20 protein-coding genes are annotated in these 25,109 nt (G+C 71.5%); 7 read left to right on the top strand and 13 right to left on the bottom strand.

Going from position 1 to position 25,109, the window contains the following annotated elements; translation table 11 throughout:
* Nucleotides 1-84 precede the first annotated feature (84 nt).
* Entirely contained in the window at nucleotides 85-513 is a 429-nt protein-coding gene (locus tag K8556_RS06075) for a YciI family protein (RefSeq protein WP_223739059.1), read from the bottom strand.
* 102 nt (nucleotides 514-615) lie between these two features.
* A complete protein-coding gene (locus tag K8556_RS06080; protein WP_223739060.1) occupies nucleotides 616-1,380 on the bottom strand; it encodes an SDR family oxidoreductase in 765 nt (254 codons plus the stop codon).
* Between the two features lie 98 nt (nucleotides 1,381-1,478).
* Here K8556_RS06080 and K8556_RS06085 point away from each other — a divergent pair, with 98 nt between their 5' ends.
* The gene (locus K8556_RS06085; RefSeq protein WP_223739061.1) at nucleotides 1,479-2,384 is read left to right on the top strand and encodes an AraC family transcriptional regulator; all 906 of its coding nucleotides are present in this window, start codon (nucleotides 1,479-1,481) and stop codon (nucleotides 2,382-2,384) included.
* A gap of 107 nt (nucleotides 2,385-2,491) precedes the next feature.
* On the top strand, nucleotides 2,492-3,079 hold the full coding sequence (locus K8556_RS06090) for a regulatory protein RecX (RefSeq protein ID WP_223739062.1): 588 nt from the start codon (nucleotides 2,492-2,494) through the stop codon (nucleotides 3,077-3,079).
* Nucleotides 3,080-3,091: 12 nt separating this feature from the next.
* On the opposite strand, the gene K8556_RS06095 is transcribed toward K8556_RS06090, so the two are convergent.
* From K8556_RS06095 to K8556_RS06105, 3 genes are all read right to left on the bottom strand, one after another.
* Entirely contained in the window at nucleotides 3,092-3,838 is a 747-nt protein-coding gene (locus tag K8556_RS06095; protein ID WP_223739063.1) for a hypothetical protein, read from the bottom strand.
* A gap of 205 nt (nucleotides 3,839-4,043) precedes the next feature.
* Nucleotides 4,044-4,763, bottom strand: a complete 720-nt coding sequence (locus tag K8556_RS06100) for a hypothetical protein (RefSeq protein WP_223739064.1) — start codon at nucleotides 4,761-4,763, stop codon at nucleotides 4,044-4,046.
* Nucleotides 4,764-5,151: 388 nt separating this feature from the next.
* Nucleotides 5,152-7,599, bottom strand: a complete 2,448-nt coding sequence (locus tag K8556_RS06105; protein WP_223739065.1) for an acylase — start codon at nucleotides 7,597-7,599, stop codon at nucleotides 5,152-5,154.
* A gap of 184 nt (nucleotides 7,600-7,783) precedes the next feature.
* Between K8556_RS06105 and K8556_RS06110 the strand changes: the two genes are divergently transcribed.
* On the top strand, nucleotides 7,784-8,749 hold the full coding sequence (locus tag K8556_RS06110) for a DUF4440 domain-containing protein (protein WP_223739066.1): 966 nt from the start codon (nucleotides 7,784-7,786) through the stop codon (nucleotides 8,747-8,749).
* Nucleotides 8,750-8,883: 134 nt separating this feature from the next.
* Nucleotides 8,884-10,338: a glycoside hydrolase family 6 protein gene (locus K8556_RS06115; RefSeq protein WP_223739067.1), complete on the top strand. Its 1,455-nt coding sequence runs from the start codon at nucleotides 8,884-8,886 to the stop codon at nucleotides 10,336-10,338.
* A gap of 94 nt (nucleotides 10,339-10,432) precedes the next feature.
* Here K8556_RS06115 and K8556_RS06120 read toward each other — a convergent pair whose 3' ends face one another.
* Complete coding sequence (locus K8556_RS06120) at nucleotides 10,433-11,425, bottom strand: hypothetical protein (protein ID WP_223739068.1); 993 nt, start codon at nucleotides 11,423-11,425, stop codon at nucleotides 10,433-10,435.
* 172 nt (nucleotides 11,426-11,597) lie between these two features.
* On the opposite strand from K8556_RS06120, the gene K8556_RS39430 reads away from it, so the two are divergent.
* Nucleotides 11,598-14,414, top strand: a complete 2,817-nt coding sequence (locus tag K8556_RS39430; protein ID WP_304503940.1) for a protein kinase — start codon at nucleotides 11,598-11,600, stop codon at nucleotides 14,412-14,414.
* Nucleotides 14,415-14,435: 21 nt separating this feature from the next.
* Here K8556_RS39430 and K8556_RS06135 read toward each other — a convergent pair whose 3' ends face one another.
* The 6 genes from K8556_RS06135 to K8556_RS06165 form a co-directional block, all read right to left on the bottom strand.
* Nucleotides 14,436-15,848 (bottom strand): L-serine ammonia-lyase, encoded by a 1,413-nt coding sequence (locus tag K8556_RS06135; protein WP_223739069.1) that lies wholly within the window; start codon nucleotides 15,846-15,848, stop codon nucleotides 14,436-14,438.
* Nucleotides 15,849-16,016: 168 nt separating this feature from the next.
* Complete coding sequence (locus tag K8556_RS06140) at nucleotides 16,017-18,704, bottom strand: cation-translocating P-type ATPase (protein ID WP_304503941.1); 2,688 nt, start codon at nucleotides 18,702-18,704, stop codon at nucleotides 16,017-16,019.
* Between the two features lie 21 nt (nucleotides 18,705-18,725).
* Nucleotides 18,726-19,706, bottom strand: a complete 981-nt coding sequence (locus K8556_RS06150; RefSeq protein ID WP_223739070.1) for a VWA domain-containing protein — start codon at nucleotides 19,704-19,706, stop codon at nucleotides 18,726-18,728.
* Nucleotides 19,706-20,647 carry a vWA domain-containing protein gene (locus K8556_RS06155; protein ID WP_223739071.1) on the bottom strand — a complete coding sequence of 314 codons (942 nt, stop codon included), beginning with the start codon at nucleotides 20,645-20,647 and terminating at the stop codon, nucleotides 19,706-19,708. The genes K8556_RS06150 and K8556_RS06155 overlap by 1 nt, the downstream gene beginning before the upstream one ends.
* Nucleotides 20,648-20,714: 67 nt before the next feature.
* Entirely contained in the window at nucleotides 20,715-22,019 is a 1,305-nt protein-coding gene (locus K8556_RS06160; protein ID WP_223739072.1) for a hypothetical protein, read from the bottom strand.
* Nucleotides 22,020-22,093: 74 nt separating this feature from the next.
* Nucleotides 22,094-22,447, bottom strand: coding sequence for a VOC family protein (locus K8556_RS06165; RefSeq protein ID WP_223739073.1), 354 nt, complete (start codon nucleotides 22,445-22,447; stop codon nucleotides 22,094-22,096).
* Nucleotides 22,448-22,612: 165 nt separating this feature from the next.
* Between K8556_RS06165 and K8556_RS06170 the strand changes: the two genes are divergently transcribed.
* Both K8556_RS06170 and rpiA read left to right on the top strand, forming a co-directional pair.
* Nucleotides 22,613-23,800 carry an AI-2E family transporter gene (locus K8556_RS06170; RefSeq protein ID WP_223739074.1) on the top strand — a complete coding sequence of 396 codons (1,188 nt, stop codon included), beginning with the start codon at nucleotides 22,613-22,615 and terminating at the stop codon, nucleotides 23,798-23,800.
* A gap of 24 nt (nucleotides 23,801-23,824) precedes the next feature.
* A complete protein-coding gene (rpiA, locus tag K8556_RS06175; protein WP_223739075.1) occupies nucleotides 23,825-24,532 on the top strand; it encodes a ribose-5-phosphate isomerase RpiA in 708 nt (235 codons plus the stop codon).
* Here the strand turns inward: rpiA and K8556_RS06180 are convergent.
* Complete coding sequence (locus K8556_RS06180) at nucleotides 24,507-25,094, bottom strand: NTP transferase domain-containing protein (protein WP_223739076.1); 588 nt, start codon at nucleotides 25,092-25,094, stop codon at nucleotides 24,507-24,509. The two genes, rpiA and K8556_RS06180, sit on opposite strands and share 26 nt — an antisense overlap.
* Nucleotides 25,095-25,109: the final 15 nt, after the last annotated feature.

Here is a 25,109-nt window from a genome sequence, read left to right on the forward strand (position 1 = left end):
GCGGGGCTGGAGGGCGAGCGGGCAGGGGGCCTCACCCTGGAGATGACGCCGGGGCGGTTCCGGAGGGCCTGGGAGCCCCCCGCGTCACGACGACTTCTTGAAGGTCTGGCTCCAGGTGGGCGCCACCTTCTCGATGAGCGTCACCAGCTCCGGCGGGATGTCCGCGGCGCCGGTGAGGGGGCGGACCTCCATCACGTCGTCGTTGCCCATGCCGCCCGGATAGCGGCGGGCCCACTCGATGGCCTCCTCCTTCGACTTCACCTCCAGCACGTAGAAGCCACCGATGAGCTCCTTGGTCTCCGCGTAGGGGCCGTCCTTCACGGTGGACTTGCCGTCCTTGAAGACCACGTGCGCACCCGGGGCGGGGCTGAGCCCCTCCGAGGCGACGAGCACGCCGGCCCGGTGCATCTCCTCGTTGAACTTCATCTGCGCGATGAAGACGGCCTCGTCGAAGGGCGCGTCCGAGTGCGTGGGCTCGAGGGTGGACGGGCGGGGAATGAGCATGAAGCGCATGGGGGGCTCCTGGCAGTGGGGTCCAACCGCACGACGAATGACCGTGCGGTGGATCGACACGGATATCTCACGAGCCGGTGCGCTTGAAGCGCAACCCCGGGTTCAGCTCGTCCGGGCCCGCTCCATCTCCACGGCGTCCGCGCCCGCGGGCAGGCGGAGCGGGGCGGACGGGTCGTTCACCACGCGCCAGATGGCCTCCACCACGTCAACCGACCGGGTGACCGGTCCCGAGGCATGCGCCGTCCTCTGCTCGAAGATGCTCCGCACGAAGCCGGCGTAGGCCTCGGGGACGGTGACGCCCTGATTCTGCCCCCGGGACTGGGCGTTCTGGGCGAAGGGCGTCTCCGGGGACCGTCCCGGAATCACCAGGCCCACCCGCACGCCGAAGGGCTGGAGCTCCAGCGCGAGTGATTCGGTGAACGCGTTGAGCGCCGCCTTGCTCGCGGAGTACACGGCGAGCAGCGGGAGCGGCCTCAACGTCGTTCCCGACGAGACGTTCACGATGACCCCCGACTTCTGCTGCCGGAAGTGGGGCAGGAACGCCTGGGTCACGGTCATCGCTCCGAAGGTGTTCGTCTCGAAGGTGTCGCGGACCGTCTGCATGGACGTGCCCTCGAAGACGCCCATCAGGCCCACGCCCGCGTTGTTGACCAGCACGTCGATGGGGCCCGCGGCCTCCACCAACCCGCGGATGCTCGCCGGGTCGGTGACGTCGAGCGGGAGCACGCGCAGGTGCTCGGAGCGGGGCAGCACGTCCTCGCGCGGCTTGCGCATCGTGGCGATGACCTTCCAGCCGTGTTCGAGGAAGTGGCGGGCGGTGTCGAGGCCGAAGCCGGACGAGCAGCCGGTGATCAAGATGGTCTTCATGGGGATTCCTGTCGGTGCGGGTTCGGTGACGGATATACGGAGCGCCATCCGGACCTGCTACAACAGGGAGTCCAGATTTCATTCGCGGGAGTCCGGCCATGGTGGATCCGCTCACGGAGGTGGTCTCGCTGCTCCATCCGGGCGCTCCGTTCTCGAAGTTCGTCAGCGGCGCGGGCAGGTGGCGGGTGCGGCGCGCGGAGAATGGGCGGCCCTTCTACTGCGCGGTCCTCATGGGGCGCTGCCGCCTCACGATTGACGGACGCGAGCCGGTCATCCTCGAGAAGGGGGACTTCGTCCTGGTTCCCGCGGCGTTCGACTTCACGACGACGAGCATCGAACCGCCCAGGGGAAGGCAGGAGACGCCGCGCATCGTGTTGCCCGATGGCGAAATCAGGAACGGCGTCCACCAGGGCCCGCCGGATGTCCGGATGATGGTGGGGTACTGCACCTTCGCCTCGCCGGACGCGAGCCTGCTCGTCTCGCTCCTTCCCCAGTTCGTGCACGTCCGCGGCGAGCAGCGGCTCACCTCCCTCGTGGAGCTCTTGAGGGACGAGTCTCGCGAGCGGCGGCCCGCGCGCGACGTCATCCTCGCCCGCCTCATGGAGGTGCTGCTCATCGAAGCGCTCCGCTCCACGGCGGGCCTCGCGGCGTCGCCGGGCCTCCTGCGCGGGCTCTCCGACGAGCGCCTGTCCGTGGCCCTCCGCCGGATGCACGAGCGCCCGACCCACGCATGGACCGTGGCGCAGTTGGCGAAGGAGGCCGCGCTGTCCCGCTCCGCGTTCTTCGAGCGCTTCAGCCGCGCGGTGGGCATGGCCCCGATGGAGTACCTGCTCGGCTGGCGCATGGCCAAGGCGAAGGACCTGCTGCGGCGCAGGAAGGAGGTCACCGTCGCCGAGGTCGCGGAGCAGGTCGGCTACAGCTCCGCGAGCACCTTCAGCGTGGCCTTCACCCGCCACGTCGGCCTGCCCCCCACGCACTACGCGCGGGAGCAGGTGGCGTCGTGACGGGCCTTCGTGGAGGCCCGCCGGACGGACGGGCCCCGGGCGGCCCACCCGGCGGGGCGGCGGACGCGTCCCCAAGCGTCGGACCCCGGTGGTAGAGCTGTCCCGCCATGGATGACCCCACCGACAGGGACCCGGAGCGCCGCCGGGAGCCTCGCAAGCCGAAGCCGCCCCGGAAGGTGTCGCCGCGCTACCTGGAGAACGCGGCGCTGCACTACCTCAAGCGGTACTCGGCCACGGTGAGCCAGCTCAAGCGCGTGCTGATGCGCCGGGTGGACCGCTCCGTGAAGTTCCACGGCGGCGACCGCGCGGAGGCCGTGGGCTGGGTGGACGCGCTGGCGGAGAAGCTCATCCGCAACGGCCTCATCAACGACCGGGCCTACGCGGAGACGCGCGTGCACTCGCTGCGCGCGTCCGGCCGCAGCGCGCGCGTCATCACCCAGAAGCTGCGCATGAAGGGCGTGGCGCCGGAGCTGGTGCAGGAGAAGCTGGCGGAGGCCACCCAGGACGTGCCCGAGGACGCCGCCGCCCGCATCTGGGCGCGCAAGAAGCGGCTGGGCCCCTTCCGGCGCGACCCGAGCACGCGTGAGGAGCACCGCCAGCGGGACCTGGCGGCGCTCGCCCGCGCGGGCTTCTCCTTCGCCATCGCGAAGCGCGTCATCGACGGGACGGCGGACGACGTGCCGTCCCGCGACTGAAGGCGCTGGGGCTCAGTACATCTTCAGGTCGTACTTCGCGGTGGGCGTGTAGTCGTCCCCCGAGGGCCGGTTGCGCTTGTCCGTGAGCTTCACCGCGTAGACGCCCCCCGCCACGACGTTGGCCGTCGCGCGGTACAGCTGGCATGACGGGATGAACAGCGAGCAGACGGTGGACTGCGTGCTGCCCAGGAGCGCCCCCAACGTGCGGGTGCCGTAGTTGTACGCGTAGATTTCGACGCGCATCGTGGGGCCGTTGCGCAGGTTGTAGGTCTCCACCGTCATCACCTGGTTCACCGGCGTGGCCACCAGCACCCAGTCCACGTCGTTCTGGCGGTGGAAGGAGTGGTTGAGCTGCGGCGTGCCCAGGTACGACGAGGCGGAGGTGTGCGTGTTGTCGCTCTCGTAGGCGTCTGGAGGCGCCAGCAGGCAGTTGGCGGGCGGGCTGAAGCCGTCATTGACGCAGACGTTGCCCACGCAGTTGCAGCCGGACGCGCAGTCCGACCCCGTCGAACAGGCGCGCTCGGGCGGCAGGTCGCAGTGCCCGTCGGGCGGCGGCGGGCCGAACCCGTCCGGGACGCAATAGCCGCCCTCGCACGCACAGGCTTGACGGCATCCGAGGCTGTTCACACAGGCCCGGGCCGCCAACGCCGACCCCTGCGTCTCCAGCGCCTCGGCCTCGGGCGCCTGCTGCTCCTCCACGGGGCCGCAGGCCACCGCGAACAGCGCCAGCGCCGCCACACTCACACGAAGCATCTTCATGGCTCCATCTCCAGGTGAGACTCCCTGGGGACGCGGGGTTGCGTCACTCGAGGGAAATCTCCATGTTCACCCGGAGTGAATACTGCCTTCCTGGGATGGGCCTGACAATCCCTATCGACTTCACCAAGTGGTGAGACTCGGCGAGGTGTCTGGTCATGGGGCGGCGGCGGACGACCCGCCGTCCCGCGACTGAAGGCGCTGGGGCTCAGTACATCTTCAGGTCATACGTCGGCGTGGGGCGCCAGTCGCTGCCCGCCGGGGTGTCGGCGCGGTTCACCAGCCGCACCGCGTAGACGCCGCCCGCCACCACGTTGGCCGTGACCCGGTACCGCTGGCACGTGGGGGTGAAGTCCGCGCAGACCTTGGATTGGGTGGTGGCCAGCAGGGCGCCCCGCGTGCGGGTGGCGTAGTCGTACGCGTAGAGGTCCAGTTGGGCCTGGACGTTGTCGCGCAGGTTGTACGCCTCCACCGTCAGCACCTGGTTCACCGGCGTGGCGACCAGCACCCAGTCGATGTCCAACCGGTTGTGGAACGTGTGGTTGAGCTGCGGCGTGCCCAGGTACGACGAGGCGGAGGTGTGCGTGTTGTCGCTCTCGTACCCATCCGGAGGCGCCACCAGGCAGTTGGCGGAAGGGTTGGACGGGCTGGCGACGCAGACGCTGCCCGTGCAGGCGCAGCCGGCGGCGCACTGCGACGACGTGGTGCAGGCGCGCACGGGGGCCTGGTCGCAGTAGCCCGCGGGCGGAGTGGGGCCGGGGCCCGGAACACACAGCCCGCTGCCGCAGGTGCAGCCCGACACACAGTCGAGGATCGAGGAACAGCTCCGGAGTTCCGCCTCCTGTGTCTCCAGCGCCGCCTCCTCCACGCTCCCGCAGCCCACGACGAACAGCGCCAGCGCCGCCGCACTCCAACGAAGCATCTTCACGGGGTCTCCTCGGGCGAAATCCCAGAAAGGGGCGCGAGATTGCGCCACCTGAAGGGAAATCATTGTTTCACCCGTGGTGAAGTATGTCTTTTGTGAGTTGGTTTGGCAATTGGCATTGGATACAAAAATATCAGCCTCGCGCTCTGGGAAATGCGTTTGACAGACGCATCCCCGTGGCGCGCGGAACGCCTGGGGATGCGCTGGGCTGTGAAGTCGTGGCGGCGCTCTCGCCCCCCTACGAGCGGCTCCCCTGGCGATTGCATCGTGGAACGCGTGGAGGTGGCGCTGGACCTCCAGGCCCCGCGCGCGAAGGGCTGAAAGCACCGCGGCCCGGCGCCCCTCCTCGGGAGGGACACCGGGCCGCCTGGGGCCTGCCGTCTGGCCGCGACTACTCCTGGAGCCGCGTGACGGTCAGCGCCGGGTCGGCGGCGATCTCCGCCTCCGTGTAGCGACGGTCCACCCACTGCTTCTGGGAGAACATCGCCGTCTGGTCCGCGTACCAGGGCGAGGCAGGATGGGTGGACTGGGAGTAGGTGAGCACGGACTTCGCCACGGGGCCTGCGTCCGTGAAGGACACGGCCATGACGAAGCTGGAGCCCAGGATGGGCTCGTACGTGCCGTCCGGCAGGAGCTGGTTGGCGATCTGGTTGAAGCAGCCCTCGTCGTGGGCGCAGCCGTGCACCGGGTAGAAGATGCCGTTCTTGCGCTTGCCCTGCACGGAGCCCGTCGTCGCGTCCAGGGCGATGCCGCGCTCGCGCAGCGTGCGGATGGCGGTGCCCAGCGCCTGGGCCACCTGCGGGTTCAGGGTGTTGAGCGTGCGCGGCGTGTTGACGGGGTCGTTCGCGCTGAAGGGCACCAGGTACGGCCCGCCCGTGATGCCCACCGCGTTGAAGATGAACACGCGCCAGAGCAGCTCGCCCCGGCTGTCCAGGTCTCCCTTCAGGTCCCACGCGGCCAGCACGGGGCAGGCGGGGCGCAGGTCCTCGAAGGTGAGGTCCGGCATCAGCACGAAGGGCGTGCGGCGGCACAGCGACACCGCGGCGTCGCGCAGCAGCTCGCCGGAGTGGTTGCGGTTGTTGAACATCACCGTCTGGAGCTGCTCCAGCGTGAAGCCCTGGCCCTCCAGGCCGTCCGTGCCCGCGAGCCGGCCCTGCACCATCTTCAGGCCCAGGCGCGTGCGCAGGCTGCGCACGTTCTTCTCTCCGCCCAGGATGCGCGGGAAGCCGGTGAGCGGCTGGGCGGGGTTGGGCAGCCAGTAGCTGTCATTGGAGTTGGTGACGTAGTCGGCGCGGGTGAGGCGCGGCAGGCTGCCCGGGCCGAAGATGCCCGGCTCCACCGCGTCCGCGTCGCTGCCCAGCGCGCAGTCGGAGCGCGAGCCGTCCAGCACCGGCAGCCCCGCGCTCGCGAGCACCAGGAGCGGGATGGGGGAGAGGACGCAGCGCGCGAGCTTCGCGTCGGTGACGTGCGGCACCACGCTCATGTCCGCGTAGTACGCGCGGCCCTGCGCGTCCGTGGCGATGGTGTTCACCCACGGGATGCCCTGCCAGGTGTTCTGCGCCGTGCGCAGCGCGTCCACGCTCGCCGCGCGGTCCATGGCGAAGAAGGCGTCCAAGATGCGCAGGTTGGACGCGTTGGCGTCATGGAACGCGTAGCCGGTGAGGCCGTTCCACGTCATCAGGCCGGACGGGTACTCCAGCATCGGGCCCAGGTGGGAGCGGTAGAAGGTGTGCTGGCGCGCCGTGAGCGACCCGTCCGCCTGCTTCGCCTGCACCGTGACGGTGCGGGTGGTCATGTCGCGAACCTGGCCGTCGTACAGGTACTTCGTGGGGAAGCCCGGGACGAGCTTCAGCTCGAAGGGGGTGAAGCGGTACGCGGTGGAGACGGTGTGGCTCCAGGCCAGCGTCTCGTTGTGGCCGATGAGGATGGCGGGCACGCCCAGCAGGCTCACGCCGGAGACGTTGAGCTTGCCCGGCACCGTGAGGTGCGCCTCGTAGAAGCGCTCCGAGCCTTCCCAGGGGAAGTGCGGGTTGGCCAGCAGCATGCCCTTGCCGTTGCGCGTGGCCTGACTGCCCAGGCCGAAGGCGTTGCTGCCCAGGCCCAGCGTCTCGGAGCTGGGGAAGACCTTGCGGTCCAGCGTGGCGGGCACGGGCAGCGGCAGGGGCAGCGTGCCGTCCGGCAAGAGGGACGGGGGCTTCGCGTCCACCAGCGCGTCCAGGAAGAAGAGCGAGCTGGCGAAGAGGCTGAGCTGGTAGTAGCGCCGGTACAGGTCGCGCTCGGTGACGGGGCGCACCCAGGCCGCGCCCCGGCAGCGCGCGTCCGGCAGCGCGTCCACGCCGGTGTCCCGCAGGTAACGGTTGATGCCCGCCGTGTAGCCGCGCACCAGCTCGCGCACGTCCTGGGAGGGCCCCAGGGGCGGCGGCTTCGCCAGCAGCGCCTCCACCGTGCCGTCGTCGTTGATGGCCTGGTAGAAGAAGTCGCTCTTCAGGTTGTTGTACTGGCTGCCCAGCGCGGCCAGGTACGTGCCGTCCGGCCCGAAGTAGCGCGAGCGCTCCGCGTTCACCGTCACCAGCGCGTCCATCAGCGCGCAGAAGTTGTCCTGCGCGAACGCGTAGCCGTAGCCGTAGCCCACGCCCGCGAAGTCGTCCGCCAGCACGTGGGGGATGCCGTGCGCCGTCCTGCGCACCGTGGCGGAGAGGCTGCCCGCCCCCTGCTTCAGCGACGCGGTGGGGCCCTCCGGCGCCGGGGGCGTCCCGGTGCGCGGCTCACACCCGGTGGCCAGCAGCAGTGCCGTCAGCGGCAGCAGCCGGGCGCCGGTCCTTCCGTTACGTCCATCCATTCGAGGGGTTCCTTTCACGGTGGGGAGAGAAATTCCCTTCTAAGTGTAGAAACGCATCATTCCTGGATCGTGCAGTCTCACCAGGACGCATCCGGTGGGGGTTCGGGTGTATGGCAGGGGCCCGGGAGCCCGGGGTGCCGGCCATGGCGCGCGGGCCCGGTGTTTCACGAAAGGAAACCAGCACATGAAACGGATGTTCGCGGGCGCGCTCGTCGTCGCGGCGTTGGGGACCCTGGGGTGTGGTGGCGCGAAGGCCTCCGGGCCGGGGGCGGAGGCCGTGGCGGCGAGGCAATCGCTGGAGGACCAGCGCGCGGGGCTGCGCGCGGCGGATCAGGCGATGTCGGACGCGGCGGAGAAGGCCGGTTCGGCGCAGGCCTTCGCGGACTTCGTCGCGGACGACGCGGTGCTGCTGGTGGACGGCGCGTACGCGCAGAAGGGCAAGGAGGCCATCCGCGCGTGGCTGGCCGCGCATCCGCTGGAGGCGGAGGGCAAGGTGCGCTGGGCGCCCGTGCGCTGGGACGTGAGCGCGGACGGGACGCTGGGGTACGCGGTGGGCAACGTGTCCGTGGAGTCGGGGGGCACGTCGGTCCGGCCGACCGCGCGCTACATCACGGCGTGGAAGCGCCAGCCTGACGGACAGTGGCGCGTGGCGGTGGCGGTGCTCAACGCCGCCAAGGCGCCGATGACGCCGCCCGCGGGCTTCCCGCCTTCGTCCACGCAGCCGGCGCCGGAGCCGCGCGCGCTCGCGCCCGCGAAGGTGCTGGAGGAGGCGAAGGCCGCGGACAGCGCGTTCTCCGCCATGTCCATCACCGAGGGCATGGGCAAGGCCTTCACCGCCTGGGCCGCGGAGGACGCGGTGATGCCGCAGGGAACCGCCGGCATCTTCGGCCATGACGCCATCGCGAAGGCCTACGCGCCGTTCACGCTGGAGGCCATCGACCTGCGCTGGGAGCCGGTGCTGGGCGACGCGGCGGGCTCCGGCGACCTCGCGTACACGGTGGGCCGCGCCATCGCCACGGGCAAGGACGCGAAGGGCCAGCCGGAGGTGGACCACGTGAAGTACCTCACCGTCTGGCGCCGGCAGGCCGACGGTCAGTGGCGCTACGTCACCGACGGCGGCAACTCCAGCCCCGGACCGCAGGGGCCGTGAGCCCCGCGCGGTTGGCCGCTCGGCGTGAAGGGTCCGGCAATATTCCGTCAATAGCTGAAATAGCCGCTTAGTCTTGTATTCCTGAGTGGCGCGCCGCAAGAAGGGGGCTCCCCCGTGGTGAGGAGCTCCCCTTCATGCGCATCCCTCGTTCCGTGCGTCGGTTGTCGTTCGTCCCGCTGTTCGCGCTCGCGGCCTGTGGCCCGGCGGAGCCTGTCACTCCCGAAGCTCCGGCCGACGCTCCGGCGCTCACGGCGCGGGAGGCCGCGCTCACCGAGCTGCTCACCAACGGCACCTTCAGCTCCGGCACCGTGGCGCCGTGGTGGAACAACGCCAGCACGCAGTCCTATGTGGAGGGCGGCGCGTGGCGCGTGGACGTGGCGGCGAACACGGCGAACCCGTGGGACGCCATCGTGGGACAGAGCGGCCTGACGCTCACCGCTGGGAAGACGTACACGCTGGCGTTCACCGCCACCGCCACGGCGGCCATCACCGCGCGGGCCACCGTGCAGCAGGAGGTGTCTCCGTACACGGCCACGCTCACGCAGTCCTTCACGCTGGACGGCACGTCGCGCCGGTTCTCCTTCCCCTTCACGTCGTCGTTCACGTCCGCCCAGGGACAGGTGACGTTCCAGTTGGGCGGCCGGACGAACGCCGTCACGGTGCGGCTGGATGACATCTCGCTCACCACGGAGGGCGGCACCGGCTCCGGCCCGGTGGCGATGACGAGCGGCTTCTACGTGGACCCCAACTCCAACCCCGCGGTGTGGGTGCGCAACAACAGCGGGGATGGCCGCGCGTCGCGCATCCAGGCGTCCATCGCCTCCAAGCCGATGGCGCGCTGGTTCGGCAACTGGAACAGCAACATCTCCCAGGATGTGTCCAACTTCGTGGCCGCGGCGGACGCGGCGGACAAGCTGCCCGTGCTGGTGGCCTACAACATCCCCGGCCGTGACTGCGGCAGCCACTCCGGCGGCGGGGCCGGCAGCGCGGATGCGTACCGCGCGTGGATTTCCGCCTTCGCGACGGCCATCGGCAACCGGCCGGCGGTGGTCATCGTGGAGCCGGACGCCGTCGCGCAGCTCGACTGCCTCCCCAACGACACGGAGCGCGCCACGCGGCTGAGCCTCATCCGCTACGCCTCCGAGCAACTGCGCGACCGCGCGCCCAACACGTGGACCTACCTGGACGGCGGCAACGCGAGCTGGATTACCGCCGACACCATGGCGCAGCGCCTGGAGTCCGCGGGCGTGCGCAACGTGCGCGGCTTCTCCCTCAACGTCTCCAACTTCTACCCCACCGCGCAGACCTCCACGTACGGCAACGCGGTGAACGCCGCGCTCAACAGCCGCTACGGCTACACGCGGCAGTACGTCATCGACACCAGCCGCAACGGGAACGGCTCCAACGGCGAGTGGTGCAACCCCGCGGGCCGCAAGCTGGGCGTGACGTCGCAGACGGGCGGCGGCGCGGAGATGCTCCTGTGGGTGAAGACGCCGGGGGACTCGGATGGCCAGTGCGGCATCGCGCCGGGCACGCCCGCCGGACAGTTCAGCCCGGACCTGGCCAACCGCCTCATCGACGGCACCTGAGCGCCGCGCGCGGGAGTCCTCCGGACGCGCGAACGCCTTCCCCTGGCTCGAGTCCGGGGGAAGGCGTCGGGGTGAAGCAGGGGAGGCGCGCGGGTTAGCTGGACTCGCCCACGCTCAGGCGCCGGCTGGCTCCGCCGTTGCCCTTGCCCAGGGACTGGGTGCGCTCCAGGTTGGATTGGGCCAGGGCCTCGCGCTGCTCGGTCGTCTTCGCGGTGCCGTCCTTCTGCACGGTCATCACGCCGCCGCTGCCGTGCTGCGCCTGGGCCTGTTCGATGCTCTTCTTCAGGTCGCTGGCCTTCACCCAGTAGGCGCCGTTGACGGGGTCGCGCACGCGGTAGAGGTCGTCGTCCGTGCCCTTGCTCTTGCCCGGGTTCACGCCGTCGATGGTGAGCCAGTGCAGCTCGCCGCTCTCCGGGCCCTTGTCGCCTTCGGCCAGGGTCGTGTTGAGCAGGGCGTTGGAGTCCACCAGCGCCAGCGCCATCTGACCGTGCTTCAGCGCGCCGCTCAGCGCGTCCGTGTCGCACTCGTTGAAGCCGTTGGTGACCTTGATGCCCATGCTGCCGAGCATGGCGCCCATCTCGTCCGGGGTCGCGCCGTCATCCAGGTTCACGTCCACGCGGTCCCGCACGGACGTGCTCATCGTGTCCGCCTTGTTGCGGACCTTCTCGCGGGCCTCCTGCTGCGTCAGCGGGGCGGCCTCCTCGGCGCTGGACTGCTCCAGGTACGTGAGGGTGGCCTCCGCGCAGCCCTTCTTGCTCGTCTGCGCGACCGTCGTCTGCGGCGCGTTCCAGCCCTGCTCCTTCTGGGCCTGCGTCGCCTCGTTGGTGGGGATGGCGCTGGCGGCCGGGTCCGTGCCCGGCGGCGGGGGGGCGGCCAGCTCCGGCATGCCCATCTTCTTGGCGCGCTCCTCCTGGAAGGAGTCCAGGTAGCGGCCCTCCGCGGCGTTGAGCGGCTTGGCGTCCGGAGCGTCCGGCAGGGGCTCCTTCACGGACTGGGCGGCCGCCGCCATCTCCGCGCGGGCCTGCTCCGCGGCCTGGCGGATGCGGGCCATGACCGAATCGAGCTTGGAGCCAATACCGAGTGCCATGAGGCGTCTCCTGTCGCGTCTGGGTCTTTTTCCTCCCGCATTATCCGCGCAGGACTTTGGGGGTTGCTTCCGGATCACGGCTTTTGAGGGAAGCGCGTGATTTCCGACGCAACCGGGCAGGCGGCCGGGCCGAAGAACCATGGAATCCTGGAATGAGGGGTACACTGGACCCATGGCGAACCGGCATGACAGGGACGACGGGGCTTCCGCGCCCGGCTCCGCGCCGCGCGTTTCGACGTCGCGAGAAACTTACGGTACGGGTCGAGGCAGCGCGCCAGCGACAGGGCAGGGCGGGGCGGAGGCCTCGGCGCCGTCGCGAGGGGCGGGGGGCGGCGAGTCGCAGCGGCTGTCGTCACGGCAGGTGGGCCGGTTCGTCCCGCTGAAGGTGCTGGGGCAGGGGGGCATGGGGGTGGTGTACGCCGCCTATGACCCGGACCTGGACCGCAAGGTGGCGCTGAAGCTCCTGCGGGTGAAGGGCAGCCACGAGGACCTGGAGCAGGGGCGGGCGCGGCTGTTGCGCGAGGCGCAGGCCATGGCGCGCATCTCCCATCCCAACGTCATCCCCGTCTTCGAGGTGGGGCAGTGGGAGCAGCAGGTCTACGTGGCGATGGCGCTGGTGGACGGCGGCACGCTGCGCGACTGGACGAAGGCGAAGCCCCGGACGTGGCAGGAGTTGTTGGACAAATACCTGGCGGCGGGGCGGGGCCTGGAGGCGGCGCACGTGGCGGGGCTGGTGCACCGGGACTTCAAGCCGGCCAACGTGCTGGTGGGCAAGGACGGGCGCGTCTACGTCACGGACTTCGGGCTGGCGCGGCCCATGGGCGAGGTGGAGGACGATGAGGACGGCGAGCGCACGCGGCCGGTGGGGGACGACTCGCCGTTGAACTCGCAGCTCACGCAGGCGGGCCTGGTGATGGGCACGCCCGCGTACATGTCCCCGGAGCAGTTCCGGGGGGAGCTGCTGGACTCGCGGTCGGATCAGTTCAGCTTCTGCGCGGCGCTGTACCGCGCGCTGTACGGCATCCGCCCGTTCGACCCGGACGAGCTGTCGCGGGTGGCGTCCCAGCTCCGGCCCCAGGTGGGCGCGGAGGACGAGCCCGGCGTGACACGGGCCGCGGCGGTGCAGGTGCTGCCGCCGTCGCCCATCCTGGAGCCGCCGCGCGACTCGAAGGTGCCGGCGTGGGTGCGCCGCGCGCTGATGAAGGGGCTGTCGCTGGAGCCTCGCGACCGGTTCCGCTCCATGGCGGAGCTGCTGACGGTGCTGGGCCAGCGGGAGCGGCGGGCCCTGCTCCAGCGCCGCGCGGGAGCGGCGGTGGCGGCCACGGTGGTGCTGGGCGTGGCGGGCGGGGTGGCGTGGTCGCGCTCCCAGGTGTGCGAGGGCGCCGCGAACCTGGTGGCGGAGCGCTGGGGGCCGGACGCGCGAGAGAAGGTGAAGCAGTCGTTCCTGGCGACGAAGAGCCCGGTGGCGCAGGACATGGCGCGCCGGGTGGGCGAGGTGCTGGACGGCTACGGCGCGGAGTGGGCGAAGCAGCACACGGCGGCGTGCGAGGACACGCGCGTGCGCGAGGTGCAGACGGAGGAGCTGCTGTCCCAGCGCTTCGTGTGCCTGGAGCGGCGGCGCAAGGACCTGGGCGCGCTGGTGGCCACGCTCCAGACGGCGGACGTGGCGCTGGTGGACAAGTCGCTGGACGCGGCGTACGCGCTGCCTGCGCCGGGCGACTGCGCGGACGTGGAGTCACTGACGGAGCTTCAGCCCCGGCCCGCGGATCCCGCGAAGCGCGCGGAGCTGGAGGCGCTGGAGGGGACGCTGGCGGACGTGAAGGCCCGCGTGGACCTGAGCCGGATGCCCAAGGCGCTGGAGCTGGCGAAGGCCGCGGAGGCGCGCGTGATGGCCACGGGCTACCTGCCGCTGATGGCGGAACTGCGCTTCCACCTGGGCTGGGCGCAGGCGGTGCTGGGCGACAAGGCCGCGGGTGGCGCGGTGCTGGAGCAGGCCGTCTACGACGCGGAGGCTGGCCGCGCGGACCGGCTCGCGGTGGCGGTGATGAACAAGCTGCTCTACGTGGACGGCGAGCAGGAGCAGTTCGCGCTCGCGCAGCGCTGGGGCCGGCTGGGTGAGGCGACGCTCCAGCGCGTGGGCGGCGACGCGGTGCTGGAGAGCGACCTGAAGGTGAACGCGGCTAACCTCGCGCTGATGCAGGACCACCCGGACGACGCGCTGAAGCTGCTGGAGCAGGCGTCGGGGCTGCTGGCGAAGGCGCTCCCGGAAGGGCACCCGAAGCGGGCGCGGGTGGCGTTCACGCTGGGGCGCACGCTGCTGGAGACGGGCAAGAGCGCGCAGGCGGTGACGGTGCTGAAGGACGCGCTGGCGCAGACGGAGAAGGCGATGGGGCCCGTGCACCTGGACACGGCGCGCCGGCACCAGGCGCTGTCCATGGCGCTGCGCGAGCAGCGGGACTTCACCGGGGCGCTGGAGCACGCGCGGGTGTCGGTGTCGCTGCACCGCACGCTGCTGGGGAACGACAGCGTGAAGCTGGCGGAGGCGCTGGACGAGGAGGGCATGAGCCTGCTCGCGCTCCAGCGCTACGAGGACGCGCTGCGGGACTACGAGGAAGCGCTGAAGGTGAAGGAGGCGAAGCTGGGGCCCGAGGACGAGCTGGTCTACTACTCGCTGGACGGGGTGGGGCAGGCGCAACTGGGGCTGGGCCGCACGCGTGAGGCGATTGCCTCGCTGAAGCGGGCGCTGTCCTTCAAGGACGTGCAGGAGGACTCGCTGGGTGAGTCCGGCTTCGCGCTGGCGCAGGCGCTGTGGAAGGACGGCGAGGAGGGGGAAGCACGAGACGCGGCGTCACAGGCGCTCACGCGCTTCAGGTCCTCGGGGCGCACCGCGCAGTCGAAGGAGGTGGAGGCCTGGCTCTCCGCGAGGCCCTCGCCGGTGGTGAAGGCGGTGCCCGTGTCCGCCGGGCGTGGTGGCAAGCGCAGGCGGTAGGGCTTCAGGCCTCCGGAGGCCTCAGCACTCCGGCAGGCCGACGCTGAGGTTCGCGACCTCCAGGACGTTGACCGCGAGGCCGCCGCGCGCGGTCTCCTTGTACTTGTCCTTCATGTCGCGGCCGGTGTCGCGCATCGTCTTGATGACCTTGTCCAGGCTGACGAAGTGCTTCCCGTCGCCGGACAGCGCCATGCGCACCGCGTTGATGGCCTTCACGGACGCCATCGCGTTGCGCTCGATGCAGGGCACCTGCACCAGCCCGCCAATCGGGTCGCAGGTGAGCCCCAGGTTGTGCTCCATGGCGATCTCCGCCGCGTTCTCCACCTGCAACGGCGTGCCGCCCAGCACCTCCGCGAGCCCTCCCGCCGCCATGGAGCACGCGCTGCCCACCTCCCCCTGGCAGCCCACCTCCGCGCCGCTGATGGACGCGTTCTCCTTGTAGAGCGCGCCAATGGCGCCCGCCGTGAGGAGGAAGCGCACCACGCCGTCCGCGTTCGCCCCCGGCACGAAGCGCCAGTAGTAGTGCAGCACCGCCGGGATGATGCCCGCCGCGCCGTTCGTGGGCGCGGTGACGACGCGCCCGCCCGCCGCGTTCTCCTCGTTCACCGCGAGCGCGTACAGGTTCACCCAGTCCAGCACCGTCAACGGATTGGTGAGCCCCGCCTCCGGCCGGCTGATGAGCCGCTGGTACATCGCCGCCGCGCGCCGCTCCACCTTCAGCCCGCCGGGCAGGATGCCCCCCGTGGTGCACCCGCGCGTCACGCACGCCTGCATCACCGTCCAGATGCGCAAGAGCCCCGCGCGGATGTCCTCCTCGCTCCGCGACGTCAGCTCGTTGCGCAGCATCACCGAGCTGATGGGCAGCCGCTCCCGCTCGCAGTGCTGGAGCAGCTCCTCCGCGGACTTGAAGGGCAGCGGCACCGACGCGCTCTCCGCGCGCAGCGGATCCGCGCCCGCCGCCGCGTGCTCGTCCACCACGAAGCCGCCGCCCACCGAGTAGTAGATGCGGCAGGCCAGCGTCTCCCCGCCCTCGCCGAACGCGGTGAAGCGCATGCCGTTGGGGTGGTAGGGCAGCACCTTGCGCTTGTGCATCACCAGGTGCTCGCCGTCGCGGAAGGGGAGCACCAGCCGCTGGAGCAGCGACACGCGCCCCTCCGCGCGCCAGTGCGCGACGATGGAGGGCACCAGCTCCACGTCCACGTCCTCGGGCGTGTCTCCGCGCAGGCCCAGCAGCACCGCCTTGTCGCTGCCGTGCCCCTTGCCCGTCGCACCCAGCGAACCGAACAGCTCCACCTTGAGCCGCGTCACGCGCTCCAGGAGCCCCGCGTCCGACAGCCCCACCACGAACGTGCGGGCCGCGCGCATGGGCCCCACCGTGTGCGAGCTGGAGGGTCCAATTCCAATCTTGAAGAGGTCGAAGACGCTGACGGGCATGGGGGGCCCCACCATGCCACGTTCAACCCGCGCCGCCTGTGACCCCCCGCTCACGACGCGCTGCGTGCATCCACTTCAAGTCATGCCGCCCGCAAGACAACACATCCCGCGTGCGCCCGCTCCTCCGGGCGTGGGGGAAGTTGTCATGCCAAGCATGACGCGGGCGGGCTAACCGGCGGCGGGCTGCGGGCCGGTGGCGGGCTGGGGCGGCGAGGCGGGCGCCTTCGGCCGGAAGGCGAGCAGGCGCAGGCCGTTGAAGACGACGAGCAGCGTGCTGCCCTCGTGGAGCACCACGGCCTGGCTGATGCGCGTGAGGCCCAGCACGGCGGCGACGACGAGGACGGCGCTCACGCCCAGCGCGATGACCAGGTTCTGCTTCATCACCGCCGTGGCGCGCCTGGACAGCTCCAGCGCGAAGGGCAGCTTCGCCAGGTCGTCGCTCATCAGCACCACGTCCGCCGTCTCCAGCGCCGCGTCGCTGCCGGCGCCGCCCATGGCCACGCCCACCGCCGCGGCGGCGAGCGCGGGCGCGTCGTTGACGCCGTCGCCCACCATGGCCACCGCGTGCGTGCGGCCCAGCTCCTTCACCGCGGTCACCTTGTCCACGGGCATCAGCGGCGCCTTCGCCTCGTCCAGGCCCACCTGCTGCGCGATGGAGCGGGCCACGAGCGCGTTGTCTCCGGACAGCATCACCGTGCGCTCGATGCCGCCCGCCTTCAGCGCCTGCACCACCTGGCGCGCGCCGCCGCGCAGCGTGTCCGCCACGCCCAGCACGCCCAGGTAGCGGCCCGCGCGGCGCACCACCATCGTCGTCTGGCCCGCCTCCTCCAGCCGCGTCACCTCCGCGGTGACCTCGGCGGGAATCGCCTCGCCCGCGAAGAGGGCCGTGCTGCCCACCTCCACGGCGTCATCGCCCACCTTCGCGCGGATGCCCTGGCCGTGGATGGCCTCCAGGTCGCGGCCCGCGGGCACGGCGATGCGCGCCTCGGCGGCGCCGTCCACCACCGCCCTGGCCAGCGGGTGCGCGGACAGCGCCTCCACGCCCGCGGCGGTGCCCAGCAGCTCCTCGCGCGTCACGCCCGGCGCGGCCCACGTGGTCAGCAGCCGGGGGCGGCCCACGGTGAGCGTGCCCGTCTTGTCGAAGGCGATGGCGCGGATGCCGCTCAACAGCTCCAGGTAGATGCCGCCCTTGATCAGCACGCCGCCGCGCGCGGCCGACGCCACCGCGGAGAGCACGGCGGACGGCGTGGAGATGGCGAGCGCGCACGGCGACGCGGCCACCAGCAGCCCCACCGCGCGCAGCACCGCTTCCTTCATCGGCGTGCCCGTCAGCACCAGCACCACCGGGAACACCACCGCGGACGCCATCACGAGCGGCGCCACGGTGCGCTCCAGCCGCTGGGCGAAGCGCTGCCGCTTGCCCTTCTGCGCCTCCGCCTGCGCCACCATGTCCACCACGCGCGCCAGCACGGACTCCGACGACAGGCGCGTCACCTCCACCTCCAGCGCCGCCTCGCAGTTGATGGTGCCGGAGAACACCTCGTCGCCCGGCTTGCGCGCCACCGGCATGGACTCGCCGGTGATGGCCGCCTGATCCAGGGAACTCTTTCCTTCCAGGATGACGCCGTCCAGCGGGACGCGGTCGCCCGGGCGCACGACGATGCGCTCACCGCGCTTCACGTCCGCCACCGGCACCTCCACCACCTCCGAGCCCCGGCGCACGCGCGCCACTTCGGGACGCAACTGGCCCAGCGCTTCAATGGAGCGGCGCGCCTTCTCCATGGCCCGGTGCTCCAGCGCGTGGCCCGCGCTGAAGAGGAAGAGCAGGAACGCGCCCTCGAACCACGCGCCGAGCACCGCCGCGCCCAGCGCCGCCACCACCATCATCGTTTCGATGTCGATGCGCAGTTGCGCGATGGACTGCACCGAGCCCCGGATGGCGAAGAAGCCGCCGCTCGCCATGGACAGCGCCCAGAGCACCGTGGCCACCAGCGGCGGCGCCAGCGCGAAGTGCTCCACCACGAAGCCCGCAGCCAGCAGCACGCCGGATGCGACCACCAGCGGCAGCTCCAGCAGCGGCGCCAGACCGCCACCGTGCGCGTGGTGCGAGCAGGCGTGGCCCGCCATGGGCACCTCCAGCCCGTACCCGAGCGACTTCACCCGGGCCTCCACGTCCGGGAGCTTCAGCTCCTGCTTGTCGTACTCGATGACCAGGCGCTCGCTGGCGTACGCGACGCTGGCGGTGAGCACGCCCTTCATCCTGGAGACTGCGTGCTCGATGACCTGGGCCGCGTCCGCGGAGTCCATCCCGCGCACGAACCAGGTGTGATGCAGGTAGCGCGCGGCCACCTGCGCGCCCGTCTTCCGAGCGAGCGTCAGCAACTGAGACACGCTCACCAGCGACGGCTGGTAGTGGATGCACACCTCCGCGTGGCCCGCGTCGCGGCGCAGGTGCACGTCGGTGATGCCGTGCTGCGACTCCAGGGCCGCCTCCAGCCGCGCGAAGCGGCCCTGGTCGTCCGTCTCTCCCGGCAGCGTGCCCTCCAGGTCCAACTGGAGCGCCGCGCCGCCCCCTTCCGCCGGACGGTGGGCCGGCGGACGGATGACGCGCTGGGAGTGGGCATGGCCGTGGTGGTCATGCCCGTGGTCGTGGCCATGGGAGCAGGAGGGGCCGTGCGCGTGGGGCTCGCCGTGCGCATGCGCGTGCCCGTGATCATGGCCTTCATGGCCATGGTCGTGGTCGCACCCCGGGCCGTGGACGTGGCGCTGCACGGCGTTGCCGCCGGCTGGCGCCTCCTTGAGGCCCTTGATGTTCAGCGTGCCGAACCGCGAACCGCTCTTCTTCTGCTCCGACATGGCTTGGCTCTTCCTGTCGCCCTAGTGGCGGTGTCCGCGGCGTGAGTGCGAGGACGCGGCGGCCGGAGGCGGAGCTTCCGCCTTGGGGCCGTCATCCTCATCCTCGTCGTGGTCCCCGTCCTCGTGCTCCTCGGGGACGGGCTGGTCGAAGCGCTGGCCGGCGACCTCCAGCGTGAAGCGCTTGCACGTCGGGGGGATGTCGAACTCCAGCACCGCGGGCAGGCGGCCCTCGTACGTCTTCAGGACGTTGCCCTGCTCGTCGTAGACGGTGCCGCCCGCGGCGACGGTCATGGTCTCGTCCACCAGCACGGCCACGAGCTCCGCCATCTCCTCCATGCGGTCCGCGTGGCGGTGGCACCAGAGGTGTCCCACGCCCGGATAGGTCGTATGGGAGATCTCCTCCATCTGCTCCTCGTCCACGTGCTCGCCCACGCCCATGAAGACGAAGTTGATGCGCGGCAGGCGGCCGGAGGCGATCTCCTTGGCCACCTGCGTGGCGTAGGCCGTCACGTCATGGGCGTCGTTGATCTGCGAGTCCGTGATGATGACCGCCAGGCCCCGCTTGGCGCCTTCGCCCACCTGCTGCTTGATGTGCGCCACGAAGTCGCGCAGCACCGGCAGCATCACCGTGGCCTTGCCGTAGGACTTGGGCCCGGGGAAGCGGTAGCCCTTGGCCTGCGGGCCCGTGAGGTCGCCCACCACCTCCAACTGGGTGCCGTCGCCGCAGGCCCAGTAGGTGACGCGCACCTTGCCGTCCCGGTCCTTGTTGGCCAGGTACTCCAGCATCCACTGCATCTGCGGCTCGACCTGGTTCTTCACCGGGGCGAGCTTCGCCAGGATGCCGCGCGGCCCGTACGCGTTCTCCATGCTCGCGGAGCCGTCCATGTAGAGGGCCACGTCCAGGCCCTCCACGGTGGGGTCGTGCAACAGCGTCGCGACGACCTTGTTGCCCATCCGGTGGACGTCGGAGAAGGGGCGGTTGATGACTTCGTGGCCGGCCATCAGTGGTGGTCCTCGTCTTCGTCCTCGTCGTGGTGCTCTTCGTCGGGGAGCGGCTGGGTGTAGCGCTGGCCGTTCACCTCCAGCGTGAAGCTCTTCGCCTCTTCCGGCACCTCGAACTCCAGCACCGCGGGCAGGCGGCCCTCGTACGTCTTCAGCACCTTGCCCTTGTCGTCGTAGATGGTGCCGCCGGCGGCGACCGTCATGGTCTCGTCCACCAGCACGGCGACCAGCTCCGCCACCTGGGTGATCTCCTTCGCGATGCGGTGGCACCAGAGGTGGCCCACGCCCGGGTACTCCGCGTGGGCGATGTGCTCCAACTGCTCCTCGTCGATGTCGTCGCCCACGCCCACCAGCACGAAGTTGATGCGCGGCAGGCGGCCGGAGGCGATCTTCTTCGCGACCTCCTCGGAGAACTTCTCCACCGCTTCGGCGTCATGGAGGCGGCCGTCGGTGACGATGATGGCGCAGCCTCGCCTGGCGCCCACCTTCACCTGCTCCTCCAGGTACTTCACGTAGTCGCGCAGCGCGGGCTCCAGGTACGTGTAGCCGCCCAACTGCTTCGCGCCGGGGAACTTGTACTGCTTCACGTCGGTGCCCTTGAGCTCACCCACGGGCTCCACCTGGCGGCCGTTGGTGCCACAGGCCCAGTAGGCCACGCGCAGGAGGCCGTTGCGGTCCTTGGTGGCCAGGTACTCCAGCATCCACCGGACCTGCGGCTCCACGTCGTTGGAGGGCTCCTTCAGCGGCGCGCCGCGCAGCCACTCCAGGAAGGTGCGCTGCTGCGCCTTGTAGGCGTACTCCTCGCGCATGCTGCCCGACGCGTCCATGTAGATGGCCATGTCCAGGCCTTCCACCGTGGGGTCATGCAGCAGCACCGCGCGCACGTGGTCCCCTTCGCGGTGCAGGTCCGAAAACGGCTCGATCGGCTTCTCGTGTCCCATGGTCTGCCTTTCTGGAGGGTGAAAACGCTATCGCCCGGTGTGCGAGCCGCGCAAACGCGCGAGGGGGTCAGTCGTCGAAGTCGCTCATCCAGTCCGGCTTCTTGCCGGGCGGGGCGGGCGACTTCTCCTGCTGCCGGGTGTCCGGGCGGGCGGGCGCGGCCGGAGCCGGCGCGAAGTCCGCCTGCCATGAGGCCGGGGATGCGGGCTTCGCGGGAGGCGGGCGGGGCGCGGGCTTCGGCTGCATGCGCGTGAGGCGCGGCTTCTCGCCGCCGGGCTTGCCATGCGCGTCGATGAAGTCCCGCATCCAGTCGCTGGAGCGCACGGGCGGCGTGGGCAGGCGCGGCGGGATGGACGCGGGCGGGGTGGGCGCGCGAGGCACCGTGGGGCGCGTCACCGGCGTGCCCGCGAGCACGTGGGCGCGCAGCGCGCGCTCCGTCTCCGTGGGCCAGCCCGGCAGGAGCGGCAGCACCCGGCGCGCGAGCTCCAGGAACTCCGGCGGCGGCGCTTCCCGGGGCACGCGCACGGCTTCGTCCTGGAGCCACCCGGCGAGCTTCCCCACCAGCCCGCCCTTCGTGGGGCGCGGCGTGGCGAGGTCGCCCTTCACCTCGTAGCCGCGCAGCTCCAGGTCCGCGATGGCCATCGCGCGGCTCGGCACGGGCAGCTCCAGCGAAGCGATGGCCTGGGGGCCCTGGTTCGCGCGCGCGTCCTCCTGGAGCTGGCTGAGCACCGCGTGCAGCACGCTCGCGACCTGCGCGCCGTTGGCGGCGTGGTGGGTCTGCAGCTCCGCGGGCACCGCGGGGTAGGTGAGGACGAGCCCGCGTCCCTGCGCGAGCTGATCCGCGCGGTCGCCCGGCAACAGCGCGTGGTAGGCGCGAGGCGCGTCGCGGCTCTCCGCGTCCTGCACGTAGTGGAAGGCCTCCTGCGCGCCGTGCGCGAAGCCCGCGAGCACGTCGCCCCGGGTGACGGTGAGCTGCCCGTTCACGCGCGTGACGGCGTTGCCCGGCCACGGGCCCGTGAGCGTCCCGTAGAGGTAGACGGGGTCGTTGAAGCCCTCCGTGTTGGAGGGGTGCTCCACCACCTCCGTGGAGAAGAAGAACAGCTCCGTCGCGGCCAGGCGGCGCGGGGGCTTGCCGGAGGCGACTTCATGGTGCGCGAGCTGCGCCTGCACGGACGCGGGCAGCCGCGCGCGTTCGCTGCCGGGGATGAGCTGGAGCTGGCCCACGACGTCGGTGCAGACGAACCACTCGGCTTCGCCCAGGGAGGCGGGCTCCAGCCGGAAGGCGTCCAGGACGTGGACGACCTCCGAGGCATCGCACGGCACGGGTTCGACCGGGCTGGCGGCGTGGGGAACGAAGTAGCGGGGTGTGCTCACGGAGGCCGCGACAGGCTGGCGCAAGCCGCTGGGGCAATCAAGTGTCGGGGCGGCGGCGTCCCCGGGGCCGCGCGTCAGGCGGGTTCGATGAAGTTGAGCCGGTAGCCGTCCGGGTCCGTGACGACGACTTCGCGGGTGTACCAGGGCTGCACCGTCGGGCCCTCCACGTGCGCGCCCAGCGCCGCCGCCTTCGCGGCCACCGCGTCCACGCCGTCCGAGCCCGCGCGGAAGCCCACGAGCACGCCCATGCCCCTTCGCCCCTCCAGCTTCAGGTTCGAAGGAGGGCTCACGAGGTACACGTCCGATTCGCCGCCCCACTGGAGGCGGAGGATGGGAGGGTCCGACGCGATGCGTTCGAAGCCGAGGCCTTCATAGAAGCGGACGGAGGCCTGCGCATCCGTCACCAGCAGCTTCACGAAGGACCGCATTGTCTGGGGCTTGTCCATGGGCGCGGCAGTCTGCCCGGAGCGATGGACGGGCGCCACAGGCTGCCCGCCTGCCCACCGGTCGGGCACCAGCTTCACGTGGCGTCCACTTGGGACGGTCCGTGGAAGCCTGTCGCCTGCCTGGAGGGCACTCCCTACCTTGAGTGCATGAGGCCTTCGCGCAAGGGGCTGCCGGTCTACGTGCCGCCCCGGACGGTGTGGTCGGTCGGTGCCCAGGTGGTGCTGCTCGTGTTGCTGGGCACGGCGATGCGGAGCCTGGGACCCGTGCTGACGCTGCTGGCGGCGGCGCTGCTCCTGGGGCTGGCGGCGGAGCCCGTCGTGCGCCGGTTTCAGTCGTGGGGCCTGCGCCGGGGCCTGGGCGTGGCGCTCATCGCGTTGACGCTGTTGGGAATCATCGGCCTGCTCATCCTCACGCTGGTGCCGCTGCTCGTGGAGCAGCTCCAGCACCTGGTGGAGGCGGCGCCGGTCTTCTTCACCGAGCTGACCCAGGCCCCGTGGGTGCGCAAGCTGGACGAGCACTTCGGCGTGTTGTCGCATCCGCAGGACGCGTTCAACGTGGAGCCCGGCATCCTGGCCCGGCCGCTCATCACGGTGCTGTCGTCCACGGTGGAGTTGCTGGGCGCGGGCATCACGGTGCTGGCGCTGGCCGTGTTCGGTCTGCTCTTCGGGCACGACCTCTACGCGAGCATCCTGGGCTGGGTGCGTCCGCGCAACCGTGCCCGCGTGCGCCGCGTGGTGGGCCGGATGCGCGAGGCGGTGGGCAACTACCTCTTCGGCACGCTGCTCATCGTCTCGGTGGGCGGCGCCTTCACGGCGGGCATGTCGCTGGCGCTGGGGGTGCCGTACTTCCTGCCGCTCGGCCTGGCGGCGATGGTGCTGGGGCTCATCCCGTTCATCGGCAGCATCATCACCGCGCTGCTGGTGGCCGTCACCACGCTGGCGTCGGTGGGCTCGAAGCGGGCGCTCCTCGCGCTGGCGCTGTTCATGGTCTACCAGCAGTTCGAGGCCCACCTGCTCAGCCCCCTGGTGCAGCGGCGCGCCATCAAGATGAACCCGCTGCTCATCTCCCTGGTGGCGCTGGTGGGAGGCACGGTCGCGGGGCTGCTGGGCGTCATCCTCGCGGTGCCGGCGGCGGCGGCGGGGCAGGTGCTGCTCACGGAGGTGCAGCGCGAGCGCCGCAAGACGTGGAGGCGGGAGCGCCGTCAGGCGGTGGCCGCGCCCTCCGGGTTGGGGAACGCGGACGAGGCACTGTTGGCGGGTCCACTCGCGCCGCCGCGAAGTGAAGCGCGGCGTGCACCTCCGGCCGACTCCGGGCATCCTGGGTCGCCGCACTGAGCCGCTTCCTTCCCTGAGCCCGCGATGACTTCCGACGAGAGTGTTTCGGCTTCCTACAAGCGCGCGGCGGCGGAGCGCGCGGTGGACTTCATCCAGCCGGGCATGGTGGTGGGGTTGGGCACGGGCAGCACGGCCGCGCACGCGGTGCGGCGGCTGGGCGCGCTGCTCTCCGCCGGGACGTTGAAGGACGTGGTGGGCATCCCCACGTCTCACGCGACGGAGGCCCTGGCCGCGTCGCTGGGCGTGCCGCTCACCACGCTGGACGTGCACCCGGTGGTGGACCTCACCATCGACGGCGCGGACGAGGTGGCGCCGGACCTGTCGCTCATCAAGGGCGGCGGTGGGGCGCTGCTGCGCGAGAAGGTGGTGGCGCAGGCCAGCCGCCGCGAGGTCATCGTGGTGGACGCGGCCAAGCTGTCGCCCCGGCTGGGCACGAAGTGGCCGGTGCCGGTGGAGGTGCTGCCCTTCGGCTGGCGCTCGCAGGCGCTGTTCCTGGAGTCGCTGGGCGCGCGCGTGGTGGTGCGGCTCGCGCTGGACGGGGCGCCGTACCACACGGATCAGGGCAACGTGGTGTTGGACTGTGACTTCGGTCCCATCAGCGACCCGGCGGCGCTGGCCGCGAAGCTGGAGTCCCGCGCCGGGGTGATGGCGCACGGCCTGTTCCTGAACCTGACCACCGACCTGGTGGTGGCCGGGCCGGAGGGCATCACCCACCGCGTCCGGGGCGCGTGAGGCGCAGGGCGTCCTCGGCGGTGTCCACGTCCTCCTCGCCGCCGGGCAGCGGGACCTCCACGACGCGAGAAGGGTCCCGGGCGATGAGCCCGCGTGCGCCGCCCGTGGCGGGAAGGGCGTCCAGTTCGGGGAAGAGGGCGCGGGAGAAGAGGGCGGGGACGCCCCGGGTGCCCGCGTAGGAGGACGCGACGATGGGCGCGCGCGTGCGCTCGAAGGTCGAGATGAGCGAGCGCAGGTGGGCCGTGTCCACGCGAAGCTGGTCGCAGAGCATCCAGAGGGCGCCGTCCACGTCCGGGGGAAGCGCCCGCAGGCCTGCGTGCAGCGAGGAGCCCTGACCCAGCGCCCAGTCCGGGTTGTCCACGCACCGCACGGCGAGCCCGTCCAGCTCCGAGGCGACGTCCTCACGCCGCGCGCCGAGCACCACGGCGACCAGGGGACTCGCGGCCAGCGCCCGCTCCGCCGCGCGCCGAACCAGCGACATGCCCTCATGGCGCAGGAGCTGCTTGGGCTGCCCCAGCCGCGAAGACCCCCCCGCGGCGAGCAGCACGATGGCGACGCTCATGCGCGCCTCCGCGCG

The sequence above is a fragment of the Corallococcus sp. AS-1-12 genome, assembly GCF_020036995.1.
In the GTDB taxonomy this organism is placed as follows: Bacteria; Myxococcota; Myxococcia; order Myxococcales; family Myxococcaceae; genus Corallococcus.